Below are 6,953 nucleotides of genomic sequence, written 5' to 3'. Positions count from 1 at the left end.
CCTCAGCCTGTATCTGCAACAGATAGTAAACCGGCAGCTCCTGCAGAGGATACTTCAAAATACATCACTATAAAGTCGCCAATGATAGGAACATTTTACCGTTCTTCAAGTCCGGATAAGCCTTCTTTCGTAAATGTGGGTGATGAAATCGCTACTGGCAAGGTCATCTGTATTATTGAGGCCATGAAATTATTCAATGAAATTGAAAGTGAAGTATCAGGAAGAATTGTTAAAGTACTGGTTGATAATGCATCTCCGGTAGAATATGACCAACCATTATTTTTAGTAGAACCTATGTAATATTTGCCTTGGGCAGATCATTATCTAATCAATTATATGTTTAAAAAAATACTAATTGCCAACAGGGGCGAAATTGCCTTACGTATTATACGGACCTGTAAGGAAATGGGCATTAAGACTGTAGCTGTATACTCTACCGCTGACAGGGAAAGCTTACATGTTCGCTTTGCAGACGAAGCCGTTTGTATAGGTCCGCCACCAAGTAAGGACTCTTATTTAAGCATTCCAAATATTATCTCTGCCGCGGAACTGACCAACGCAGACGCTATACATCCAGGCTATGGATTTTTATCAGAAAATGCAAAATTTTCATCTGTATGCCGCGATTATGGAATTAAATTCATTGGAGCAACACCAGAGCAGATCAACTCTATGGGTGATAAAGCTTCAGCCAAAGAGACCATGAAAAAGGCTGGTGTTCCCACTATTCCTGGCTCAGATGGTTTGCTGGAAAGCGTAAAAGAAGGAATTCAAATTGCCAATGAAATGGGCTATCCGGTTATTCTGAAAGCAACTGCCGGTGGTGGTGGCCGTGGAATGCGTGTAGTTTGGAAAGATGAGGAGTTTGAAAATGCATGGGATAGTGCAAGACAAGAGTCTGGTGCTGCCTTTGGCAATGATGGCCTTTATCTTGAAAAATACATTGAAGATCCCCGCCATATTGAGATCCAGATCATCGGAGACCAATACGGTAAAGCCTGTCATTTATCTGAACGGGACTGTTCTATTCAGCGCAGGCACCAAAAATTGGTAGAAGAATCACCATCTCCTTTCATGACCCCGGAATTAAGGGAAAAAATGGGAGAAGCAGCCATCAAGGGTGCTATTGCTGTTCAATACGAAGGTGCAGGAACTATCGAATTTCTGGTAGATAAACACCGCAACTTCTATTTCATGGAGATGAATACCCGGATCCAGGTAGAACATCCTGTAACCGAAGAGGTCATTAATTATGATTTGATCAAAGAACAAATCAAAGTGGCTTCAGGTGTACCAATTTCAGGAAGAAATTACCTGCCGGATATGCATGCTATTGAATGCCGGATTAATGCAGAAGACCCATTTAATAATTTCAGACCTTGTCCTGGAAAAATCACTAATTTCCACTCACCGGGTGGTCATGGTGTGCGGGTAGATACGCATGTATATGCAGGTTATCAAATCCCTTCCAATTACGATTCAATGATCGCGAAGCTTATCTGTGTTGCACAAACCAGGGAAGAAGCCATCAGTACGATGGAAAGAGCGTTAAGTGAATTCGTAATCGAAGGTATTAAAACAACGATTCCTTTTCATTTGAAATTAATGAAAGATCCAAACTTCAGGGCAGGTAACTTCACTACGAAGTTTATGGAAACTTTTGTTTTTTCTGAGTAAGAAAAAATCTATTTGTAATATTTAAAACGTAAATACCATTCTATATAAAACAGAATGGTATTTTTGTTTAACTAGTAATTTACATGAGCGATAATAAAACACAGGATCTAATTGATTCCATAAAAAATAAGGGTAAAAATCTGGAATCAGAAATGTCTTTCTTTGACCACATTGATGTATTGAGAAAACATTTATTAAGGGCTTTACTGGTGATTGTGATCTTTACAGGGCTGGCTTTCTGGTTCTATGATTTCATTTTCAATACCGTTATCATGGGACCTAAAAAACCCGATTTCTGGACTTATAGAATGATGTGCAGAATGGTGGATTATTTCCCTTCTTTAGGTTCCGACTTCTGCATTAAAACCATCAAGGGGAAAATTATCAATACCGAAATGGCAGGCCAGTTTACCTTGCAGATCAACTCCTGTGTAATGACCGGTATCATCTTTGGAATTCCTTATCTTCTGTTTGAACTCTGGTTGTTCGTTAAACCAGCCCTGCATGAAAATGAAAGAAGATCGACAAGTGGATTTGTTTTTTTTGCTTCCAGCTTGTTCATCATTGGTATCCTGTTTGGATACTTTATTATTTGCCCGCTATCCATTAACTTTCTCACCAATTTTTCAGTGAGTTCAGAGATAGAAAACACATTTACGATCGATTCCTATTTATCGTCTGTTGCCACGCTAACCATTGGAACAGGAATCATATTTGAATTACCGGTGGTGATCTATATCCTCTCTAAATTCGGTATTATGACGCCTAAGTTTATGCGCGCCAGCAGAAGATATGCTACAGTGGTTATCTTAATTATAGCGGCAGTGGTTACCCCTACTCCCGATATTATTACGATGCTGGTGGTTGCTTTTCCTTTATTTATTTTATACGAACTGAGTATTTTTATCTCCGCTCACATTGAAAGAAAAAGAAATAAAGAATTATACGGAACTTCAAAACGTCCAAATTAAAACCATTTAAAACTAAATATGTCTGTTAAACTTAAAATTGCAATCGGAGCTGATCATGCCGGGTATGAGTACAAAGAAATTATAAAAGCCTACCTGGCTGATTACGAAGTAAAAGACTTTGGCACCCATTCTCCGGCATCTGTTGACTACCCTGATTTCGCACACCCGGTTGCAAATGCAGTAGAAAGCGGTGAATTTAATTTTGGCGTACTCGTTTGCGGTAGCGCGAACGGTGTAGCTATTACGGCTAATAAACATCAGCACATTCGCGCAGCAATATGCTGGGAAAATGAAATTGCTTCGTTGGCCAGACAGCACAATAATGCAAATATCATTTGTGTTCCCGCAAGGTTTGTTTCTGAAGACCTGGCGAAAGAAATGGTAACTACTTTTTTAGACACAGCATTTGAAGGCGGCAGACATGCCAACCGCGTAGATAAAATATCCTGTTAAAACCAAGTTCTGTAAATTCACCCGCTCATGAAGAAACACTTCCTCTACACCAGCTTCGTACTTTTCCTTAGCATAAGTACATATGCACAAAACAAAACTGCAGTTAGATTTGGTCAAAGCATAACTAAAGATAACGCTTACAAGCACCTGTCCGTTCTGGCATCTGATGAATATGAAGGAAGAGAAACTGGTAAAAAGGGAGCATGGATGGCTGCAGACTATATCAGAAATCATTTTAAATCACTCGGACTAAAGGGGCCGGTAAATGGCGATTATTTTCAGCCCATTGACATGGTTACCTATAACCTCACCCAAAGTATCGTAACTGTTAACGGTGAGCCCAAACAAGTACTTAAAGATTTCATCATCTATCCAAATAATGTTAGCCTGAATGGATTTACATTCAATAAAAACTCTATTATCTTTGCCGGATATGGCTTAAACAGAGAGGGATATAATGACCTGGAAGGTTTAAATCTCAAAGGCAAAGTTGTGATGATTTTTGCCGATGGAGATCCTTTCAAAAATGAAGAAAAACCAGCAGACCGAGCCGCTATGCGTAAAGCCATGGTAGCCAAGCAAGCCAGATTAAAAACCCTTCTGGATCTCCAGGCAAGCGCGGTTTTGCTGATCGATGCCTCATGGGAAAAAAACCGGGAACAAATACAGGGAAGTTATAACAACGGCGAAGGACAGCCCATGTTAAAGACACCTGAACTGGAAGCCAAAATAAAGAGCCAGAAGACACTTCCAGTCATTTCCATTTCTCCAGGCCTGGCCAATGACTTATTAAAATCAGGTGGAGTAACTGTCGAATCTCTGCAGAAGCAAATTTCCGAAACCAAAAAACCCGCTTCTAAAGAAGTGGAGGTTTCCTTATGTGCTACAGCCGTGAAAAAGGAAGTTAAAGTAAGAGCAGAAAATGTCCTTGGTTTTCTGGAAGGTTCGGATCCAAAACTTAAAAAAGAAATCCTGGTTGTTACCGGACATTACGATCATATCGGCCTGACTTCTTCAGGTCCGGATAAAGTAAACAACGGAGCGGATGATGATGGTTCAGGAACAACCGGAGTTCTTATGATTGCAGAGGCATTTTCTAAAGCAAAGAAAGCAGGAAAAGGTCCAAAAAGAAGTATTCTTTTTATGACGGTAGTTGGGGAAGAAAAAGGCTTGCTGGGTTCAGAATGGTATTCAGAACATCCGGTTTTCCCATTGGAAAAAACAATTACCAATCTCAACATTGACATGATTGGCCGGGTAGATCCTGAACACGAAAAACAACCCGATTATATCTATATAATTGGTTCTGACATGTTAAGTTCTGACCTGGACCGAATTGGTAAAAAGGCAAATGCAGATTATATCAAAATGAATCTGGATATGAAATATAACAACAGGACAGATCCTAACCAGTTCTATTACCGTTCAGACCATTATAATTTTGCAAAACATAATATTCCTGTGATCTTCTATTTTAACGGAGTACATGCAGACTATCATCAACCCGGAGACGAAGTGAGCAAGATTAATTTCCCTTTACTTGCCAGAAGGGCACAATTGGTATACTATACTGCATGGGAACTCGCCAACGGCCTGAAACGACCTGTTGTAGATAAGAATGAAGATGGGACACCAAAGCACTAAATAAATTTATAAACAGAAAACCTGCCATCCAAGCAGGTTTTTCTATTTTAAAACCATTTCAAAGATTTAATTCTTTTAGCTATACCCTAATTATTTATATTTGAACGTGATGAAATCATCACCTGCTAACGAAAAACATATACATTCTAATGAAACCTTCATAAGTGGCCTGCATAAGCCTGTTGCTAGGAGAGATTCATAACCTATAAAAAAATATAACGATGAAAACTGCTGAGGATTTTTTGGTAAAGGCTGACGAGAAGGCGTTTGATCTGGAACATCGTAAAACGATCAACCACAATATTGGCAAATACAATGTTGCTGTGGAAAGAGGATTATCTAAATTTGAAAATCTGGACAATTCCAAGAAAAAAGCCCACGTAATCAAATGGCGTGTGATGGAGAACCTGGATAAATTCTTACCGGAATTCGAGTCCAATTTTCAGCGAAGAGGTGGCAAAGTGATCTGGGCCAATGATGCAAATGAAGCACAAAAAGAGATTCTGAACATCATTAACAAAAGTGGAGGGAAATCAGTCATCAAGTCAAAATCGATGACAACAGAAGAAATCCATTTAAATGATTTTCTGGAAAAACAAGGCATAGAATCATTGGAAAGTGATCTTGGAGAATATATAGTTCAATTATTGGGTCAACCACCTTACCATATTGTTACCCCGGCAATGCACCTGAGCAAGGAAGACATCGCCAAACTTTTCAACGAAAAATTCGGCACCCCTTTAGATGCAACACCAGAACAACTGACACAAAAGGCACGGGAATTACTTCGTGAAAAATACCTGAAAGCAGATATAGGAATTAGCGGAGGTAATTTCCTGATTGCGGATACCGGAAGCATTGCATTAACCGAAAATGAAGGTAATGCAAGATTATGTACTACTTTTCCAAAAATACATATTGCCATTGTGGGCATTGAGAAGATCATTCCTTCCATGACAGACCTGGACCTCTTCTGGCCATTACTCGCAAGCCATGGAACCGGACAGAACCTGACCGTTTATAATACCATATTAAGCGGGCCCAGACAAGCCGGCGAAACTGATGGCCCGGAGGAAATGTATGTCATCCTGCTCGACAATGGCAGAACCAATCTATTGGCACAGAAAGAACAACGTCAGGGTTTGTATTGTATCAGGTGCGGTGCTTGTTTAAATGCTTGTCCTGTATATAAAAATATAGGAGGACATACCTATAACACCACTTATAGCGGACCTATAGGATCCATCATTACCCCCCATTTAAAGGGAATGAAAGACTTTAAGCACCTAAGCTATGCCTCCAGCTTATGTGGAAAATGCTCTGAAGTCTGCCCGGTTAAGATCGACATCCACAAAATGCTGCTGCTGAACCGAAGAGATGCTGCCGCACAACATGACAATACCAAATCTGAAGATATGGGCTGGAAGCTTTGGAAGGCAGGCATGCAGAAAAGATCCAGAATGGACATGATTGGTGGAAAACTGAAGAATTTTTTCCTTAAATTTCTGTTCAAAAAGGTATGGGGGAAATACCGTTCCATGCCCGAAATTGCCCCGAAATCTTTCTCTAAACAATGGGAGGAAAGGAATAAGGAGCAGAAATAAAAAACCTAAACCGATTGCTAAAAACCAAATAGTATGATGCGTTTTGACAGAAAAAGTAAGGATGATGCAACTTTATTAAACTTATATGAACAGCTGCTCTATCCCAGAATGATAGAGGAAAAAATGCTCATCTTACTTCGTCAGGGCCGCATAGGCAAATGGTTCTCAGGAATTGGACAGGAAGCCATTGCCGTTGGCAGTGCATTGGCAATGAAGGAAACTGAATATATCCTTCCTATGCACCGCAATCTGGGGGTCTTCACAGCAAGAGAAGTTCCTCTAAAAAAATTAATGGCCCAATGGCAGGGCAAATTAACGGGATTTACCAAAGGTAGAGACCGCTCCTTTCATTTCGGTACGCAGGATTACAAAATCATTGGAATGATCTCGCATCTTGGGCCACAAATGGCTTTAGCAGATGGAATTGCCCTGGCAGATCTGATTGAAGGAAAACCGCATGCGACCTTAGTTTTTACAGGAGAAGGGGCAACCAGCGAAGGTGATTTTCACGAAGCTGTGAATGTTGCCGCAGTATGGAACCTCCCGGTCATCTTTCTGATTGAAAACAACGGATACGGCTTATCGACTCCAGTCGCAGAACAAT

General features: G+C 40.2%; 7 protein-coding genes. All 7 read left to right on the top strand.

Going from position 1 to position 6,953, the window contains the following annotated elements; all coding sequences use genetic code 11:
• A partial coding sequence (accB, locus tag VNZ46_RS12100) for an acetyl-CoA carboxylase biotin carboxyl carrier protein (RefSeq protein ID WP_325560391.1) occupies nucleotides 1-300 on the top strand: 300 nt, incomplete at its 5' end.
• 36 nt (nucleotides 301-336) lie between these two features.
• Nucleotides 337-1,677, top strand: a complete 1,341-nt coding sequence (gene accC, locus VNZ46_RS12095) for an acetyl-CoA carboxylase biotin carboxylase subunit (protein WP_133782183.1) — start codon at nucleotides 337-339, stop codon at nucleotides 1,675-1,677.
• Between the two features lie 83 nt (nucleotides 1,678-1,760).
• The gene (gene tatC, locus VNZ46_RS12090; protein WP_325560390.1) at nucleotides 1,761-2,648 is read left to right on the top strand and encodes a twin-arginine translocase subunit TatC; all 888 of its coding nucleotides are present in this window, start codon (nucleotides 1,761-1,763) and stop codon (nucleotides 2,646-2,648) included.
• Between the two features lie 18 nt (nucleotides 2,649-2,666).
• A complete protein-coding gene (rpiB, locus tag VNZ46_RS12085) occupies nucleotides 2,667-3,101 on the top strand; it encodes a ribose 5-phosphate isomerase B (RefSeq protein WP_325560389.1) in 435 nt (144 codons plus the stop codon).
• 27 nt (nucleotides 3,102-3,128) lie between these two features.
• Nucleotides 3,129-4,745: a M28 family peptidase gene (locus VNZ46_RS12080; protein WP_325560388.1), complete on the top strand. Its 1,617-nt coding sequence runs from the start codon at nucleotides 3,129-3,131 to the stop codon at nucleotides 4,743-4,745.
• Nucleotides 4,746-4,966: 221 nt separating this feature from the next.
• Complete coding sequence (locus tag VNZ46_RS12075; RefSeq protein WP_325560387.1) at nucleotides 4,967-6,349, top strand: LutB/LldF family L-lactate oxidation iron-sulfur protein; 1,383 nt, start codon at nucleotides 4,967-4,969, stop codon at nucleotides 6,347-6,349.
• A 33-nt stretch (nucleotides 6,350-6,382) separates the two neighbouring features.
• On the top strand, nucleotides 6,383-6,953 hold a 571-nt coding region (locus VNZ46_RS12070; protein WP_325560386.1), incomplete at its 3' end, for a thiamine pyrophosphate-dependent dehydrogenase E1 component subunit alpha.

Origin of the sequence: Pedobacter sp. (assembly GCF_035566355.1) — a bacterium.
Taxonomy (GTDB): Bacteria; Bacteroidota; Bacteroidia; order Sphingobacteriales; family Sphingobacteriaceae; genus Pedobacter.
This window is presented reverse-complemented; position numbering and strand designations above follow the sequence as displayed.